The 6,000-nt window shown below is 44.9% G+C and carries 2 protein-coding genes; one reads left to right on the forward strand and one right to left on the reverse strand.

Annotation, left to right across the window (positions count from 1 at the left end; genetic code table 11):
- Positions 1 to 226: 226 nt before the first annotated feature.
- Complete coding sequence (locus VFC92_05730) at positions 227 to 5,476, forward strand: T9SS type A sorting domain-containing protein (GenBank protein HZK07682.1); 5,250 nt, start codon at positions 227 to 229, stop codon at positions 5,474 to 5,476.
- A gap of 231 nt (positions 5,477 to 5,707) precedes the next feature.
- Here VFC92_05730 and VFC92_05735 read toward each other — a convergent pair whose 3' ends face one another.
- Positions 5,708 to 5,947 (reverse strand): hypothetical protein, encoded by a 240-nt coding sequence (locus tag VFC92_05735; protein ID HZK07683.1) that lies wholly within the window; start codon positions 5,945 to 5,947, stop codon positions 5,708 to 5,710.
- Positions 5,948 to 6,000: the final 53 nt, after the last annotated feature.

Here is a 6,000-nt window from a genome sequence, read left to right on the forward strand (position 1 = left end):
AAATTTCATGGGCAACATTAATCAATGGATCCATGCAAAATGATGCATCAACCTTTAAATACTTTCGGGATTGAAGGTCAGGCATCAAGCCGCCAGGTTTAACAAATTATAACAGCAAAAGAGTACCTAAAAGAGATATTCGCACCAACAAAATCAAAATCACTCTGTTTTAATAGCTTATCCCAAGTCATTTTTTTAATAAAGTATTCATTCAAACCTATTCATTATGCGAAGAATTTACATCTTTTCAATCATTCTGGTCATTGCAGCTCTAATGGCAGCATCAGGTGACTTAAATGCCGCCACCAGAACAACCGCACAAGCCGGAAATTGGAACGTAACCACCACTTGGGTAGGAGGTAACATACCTACCAGCGCCGACAGTGTTGTAGTGAAACATCTGGTGAATGTAAGCGATGGCGACATTTGCAAACACCTGTACGTGGCTCCCGTCGGCACCATCCAAAACCTGTCATACGGTACGCGAACATTGGTTGTTACCGGAAACCTTTGGGTGGATGGCACGATGACAAAATCCAATTATAGCTTTTATGTAAAATTAGGGGGCAATCTGCATCTTAACGGTGTATGGTCTGACCCGTATTTAAATTTCACCGGAACAACCACACAGTCTGTTTCGGCTACGCCAGGGAAAATCTTCAAAGCCCCGGGGGGTGCTGTTATCTTTCAGGATGACGACCCCACCAGTTCTGTTAAGTTTGCCACTAACCTGACCTTTGACAATATCGAATTTATTGGCAATTCAAATACTGTTGATTTTGCCCCGGGTATTGAGGTAGCCTTTTACACCAAGCCCATGCGAAACGCAAACATCATCGGTCACAGCGCTTCTCTGCTGATGCGCGCCGGCGCCTATTTAGAGGGTTCAAATTTTAGCAACCTCACCCTAAAAGGGCTTTTTAACGTGGGTAATAATAATGTGGCATCCGGCGAATTGATCGTTGCCGATACGTTGCAAAACCTCTCCTACGGAACACGTACCTTAACGGTGGAAGGCAATTTTACTAACAACGGCCTGATCAGGATAACCAATTATAATTTTAATTTTTCTTTTAAAGGAATAGTTACAAATAATGGGAAGTGGGACTGCTCCAATATCTATTTTGACGGAACGACTGATCAACACGTTGCATCGCTGGCTGGAAAATATTTCAATTGCGACGGGTTTGAAGACCGCAATGCCGATTCCAAAATAATCCTGGATAATGATTTGGAAATCCGCAAGGCAGCAGTTAATCTGGGGGCAGCTACTATGAAAGCTAACGGACACAAAATTGCTTTAAGACAAAATGCTTATTTAACAAATGCAACGATAGACAATGCAAAGTTGGGTGGGATATTCATCTGCTACTATAATTGCATCTTTTCTTCCACAACAACAGTTGTAGATACACTGCAGAATCATAGTACTAATGCCTACATGCCCGTTAGTGTGACCGGCAACCTGATCAACAATGGCATTATCAGAAAAAGCAACGGTTATGGCATTACATTAAGTAGTTCAGCGAATTTTACCATCAATGGCCCGGTGGATATTGCATCCCTAACCTTTGCCGGAGCCAGCGACCAAACCCTTTCCGGAAATGCCAATGGAAGCGTCATTAATGTAACCAACGTGAATGACACCGATGCCGCAAGCGCTATTATTTTCAATTCTGACATTACCTTTATCGGGTCAACATGGGCGCTCAATGGAGCAACCATCAGCCTTAACACAGGAAATTTTAAGATGCAGGGTGGAACGCTGGAAGGCGGCCAACTCACATCCAATGGAAAATACATCCACCAGCGCGGAAACGCAAGGTTTATCAACATGCACGTAACGGGCACCCGGCTCAAAGGGATTTGCCAGATTTATGCTGATGCCAACAAATTCACCAACGTAACTGTAGAAGACACATTACAAAATTATAATTACTACTATACTCCCTCTTTATCAGTGGATGGCTTGTTCACCAACAATGGATTAGTGACACGAAGCAATAGCTATGGCCTGAGAATCTATTTGAACAATGATTTTAAAAACAATGGCCCGGTGGATATCCAATATCTAACCTTTGCCGGAGCAACAGACCAAACCCTTTTCAGCACAGCAAAAAGTGGCACCATCACAGTACCTTATGTTAATGATACTGTGGCTGCAAGTGCTGTAATATTTGGCTCAGACTTTACCTTTATCAACTCCGCCTGGAGTCTTGCCGGGGCTGCCATCGATCTTCAGAGTGGAAACTTTACCATGCAAAATGGAGACCTGCAAAATGGCTCCCTCCACTCTACCGATAAATATCTCTACCAAAGTGGAGATGCAAGGCTTACGAATATGCAGATAACAGGCACAAAACTCAAAGGATACTGCCAGATTTACGGTAATGGAAGTCATTTCACCGACGTAACAGTAGAAGATACCCTGAGGAATTATAACACCTACTATAGCCCGACAGTAACTACGTCAGGTGATTTTATTAATAATGGCTACATCACATCATGGGGCAGCTACAGCATCTATTTTGATGTTCAGGATGTGGTAATCAACAACGGCTATTGGCTATCGCAAAAAATAATTTTTAGAGGCGATGACATGCATTTTATCGAATCGCAGAATTCTAATCAATTTAATATTGCAAACATAACAGCCAACGTGGACGCAGGAGATGTCACCATCCTAAGCGATCTTTATCTGCTTAACGCCAATTTGAACCTGGGAGGCAAAACTATTTTTATCCCGACTGATGGAAAAATCGATCTCGAGGGTGGCTCAATCATAAACACACTGGTAGCAGGCGATGAGCCAGCTACTCTGCATTGTTCCAATGATCCATTATTCGAATCATCCACATTTACCAGTGTTATAATCACCGGAGCTGTTAATACCAAGTTTAACACCTTTACAGATTGTGTATTGGAGGGTCTGATGCAAAATTTTAAATACTATGCCAATCCCACCATTAGTTTTAACGGTGATTTTAACAATACCGGAACATTAAAGAATGTACCTTCCTGGGGTTACCAAATTTACAACGATGTGCTGGGTGATGTGCATAATTCGGGAACATGGGAAATTGCCGAAAGCAATTGGAAGGGCCTGCTCGACCAGGATATATACCTGATTGATAACAGCCAGATCAACACCCCGTCGAAGTTTCTGGCAATGAAAGGAACAGGGAGTTACCAGTGGTACAAAGATAATGTTGCAATAAGTGGAGCTACTTTAAATCACCTCGACTTCGCCGCTCTTACCGTGGCAGAGAGAGGTTATTATCATTGTACTACCAACGAAGGAACCTCGCGTACAGTGCGGATTTGTACTCCCGTAGAAATCAACCTGGTTGATGAAGCCTTTTTCTGCCAGGACGAATCTGTGATGATTGAAGCAACGCCTACCTCAGGCGAAGGGCCATACACTTACAGTTGGACTCCCACCGAAGGGCTGAGCGACCCAACCATCAGCAATCCCTTGGCCAACCCTGCCACAGCTACAGTTTATACCTGCATTATTACCGATGCCATTGGCTGCTCTGGCGAAGCCTCTGTTTTGGTTCAGCAATATCCACAGCTTTATGCTAATGCTGGTGCAGATAATGAGATTTGTGCCGGTAGTTCAGCCACACTTGCCGGAAGCGCTTCGGGTGGTGTGTTGGCTTATAGCTATGCATGGTCGCCGGTGAGCGGACTGAGCAACCCAAATATCGCAAATCCTATTGCTACGCCCGCGAATACAACCACCTACACGCTCACAGTCACCGATGGCCATGGCTGCCAGGAAACCGATCAGGTTAAAATTACTGTTAATCCGCTACCCATCGCCTACCAACTCACGTTGGGCGGCCATTTTTGCGCTGGTGTGCAGGCTCCTATTGTAAAAGTTGCAAGCTCTCAGGTTGGTGTAAATTATTCACTACTACGCAACAACCAGTTGACAGGGAATGTATTACCCGGTACCGGTGGTGCGCTCACGTTTACTACCATTCCGCAAGCGGGGACTTATACAGTAAAAGGAATCAAAGCCGCCACCGGTTGCGAAAAAATGATGACCGGATCAGTTACCGTTATAATTGACAATGCGCCGACTATTACTGCTCAGTCGGGTGACGACCATAAACCTGTGGGAGGCTCACATACATTCTCTGTAACCGCCGACGGCACGGCTCCTCTTAACTACAAGTGGTATTTTGAAGGGAGCCTGGTTCAGTCGGGCGCGCAGAGCAGCTATACCAAATCTAATCTTACGCTCAACGATTCCGGTGAATATTGGGTTATTGTAACAAACAATTGTGGCTTCGCGCAAAGTGCAAACATCACGCTCACCGTCTTAGAGACGCAATCCGTTTTGGTTCCCAAAGGCTGGAGCGGCATTTCGACTTATTTGGATATCTGGAACAAACAGGTGAGCGATATTTTCAGCAGCATCAACAACAATCTTATTTTGGTAAATGATTTTGAACACATGTACTGGCCTGGTCAAAATATCAACTCCTATCCAAACGGTGCATGGGATACCTACACCGGTGCACAAATCAAACTGTCGGCTGCGGCCACGGTGGATTTCGTAGGTGTTCCACTCGACGATGCAAGTGTCGATCTCAATGCAGGCTGGACTTATTTGCCAGTGCTGAATTCGTCGTCAGTTGCGACAGATGAATTATTTGCGCAAGCTCAGCCGCAGATAATTATTGCTAAAGATATTGCCGGCACAGGCGTTTACTGGCCAGCTTACGCGATTAACACTTTGAGTACGCTCAACCCCGGACGCGCCTATCTGGTAAAAGTTCCCGGAAACACCAGTGTTGATTTTCATCTTGTCGCCAAATCCGGCGTGATTTCGATCCATCAGAGTCAGCCTGAAAATGCGACGCCATGGAATGATCCTATTTATTCCAACAGTTCTCACACAATTGCTCTTCCGATGGAAGTAATTGCCTCTGTGTTAAGTCCCGGCGATTGGCTTGGCGTTTTCAATGCCGATGGAATTTGTTGCGGAATTGTGGAGTTTGATGGCAACAGCACAGCCATCAGCGCTTTTGGCGACGATGCCACATCCATTGAAACAGATGGATTGCTTGAAAATGATCTAATGTATTTCAAAGTTTACCGCGCAGCAACCGACGATGTGATCGAATTGCAGGTAGGTTTTGATGCTTCCGCAAATGCGTCAGGGTATTTTACAGCAAATGGAATGTCGGTTATTTCAGATTTGAAAGCCGGCGCTACCGGAATTGGCGATTCAGAACAAGATCAGATCAGGGTTTACCCAAATCCAACGAATGGCTTGCTCTACATTGATGGCATTTCGGCTGACAGCAAAATTGAAATCACCAACGCAACCGGTCAGTTGATTTATAAAACAAACGCCCACAGAAGCCAGACCATCAACCTGGGAGGCCAGGCCCGCGGCCTGTACAACATCCGCATCACCAACCAACAGTTTACCACCACCCGCAAAGTGATGGTCGAATAATCTTGCTTAATGTTTTTGATCTTAACCCCCGCATCATTCATTTGGTGCGGGGGTTTTTTTTAGGTAAGAATCCGCGAATGAAGGCGAAATAAATTAGCGACAATTCGCGGATAATTCCTGAAGTTCGCGGACGATTCCTGAAAGTTCGAGGAGTTACCGGCCACAGCAAATCCCGGGCTTCACTCGAAAACCCAGGATTCCTATTCCTTTTAAAAAAGTTCTGGGGACTACCTATTCCTTGTTTTGGTAGACCTGATACACCTTCTTTCCGCCATAGGCAGCACCCAGACTAAGTAGTATGGCAATGCCGCTACCAATGGGGGCACCGCCGCCCGGTGGTTGATTGCTTTGCTTACCATGCTCATCGGGAGGTGGCGGTGGCACCCCTCCCTGAGCCATGGCTGTATGATTCCAGCCGATAAACAATACAAGTATAGGTATGAATTTTATGAGCTTTGCTATATTTTTCATGATTTTTAATTTTATGGTTGATACAAGTTCCATTTAAAGTGCTGTTTTCTATT

Source organism: Bacteroidales bacterium (genome assembly GCA_035647615.1).
Classification (GTDB): Bacteria; Bacteroidota; Bacteroidia; order Bacteroidales; family 4484-276; genus SABY01.